The 268-nt window shown below is 44.8% G+C and carries 1 protein-coding gene; it reads left to right on the plus strand.

The features are described from left to right. A partial coding sequence (locus tag B4920_RS26450; protein WP_139379690.1) for an integrase core domain-containing protein occupies positions 1-268 on the plus strand: 268 nt, incomplete at both ends.

Genomic DNA, 268 nt, shown 5'->3' on the forward strand with positions numbered 1-268 from the left:
TATCGGCAACGCAGTGCATCACTCAGACAGAGGCTTACAATACTGCTCAGCCGTTTATCAGAATGCGCTTCAGGCGAGCCAAATCCAGCCGTCAATGACGGATGGTTATGATTACTACCAAAATGCATTAGCAGAAAGAGTGAATGGCATACTGAAGCAGGAGTTTTTACTGCACCGATGTAGGACATTTGCGGAGCTGAAGATACTTGTTAGAGAATCGATAGCAATATACAACGATATGAGACCGCATCTGAGTTTGAATATGGCC

This window comes from Zoogloea sp. LCSB751, assembly GCF_002028455.1.
Taxonomy (GTDB): domain Bacteria; phylum Pseudomonadota; class Gammaproteobacteria; order Burkholderiales; family Rhodocyclaceae; genus Zoogloea.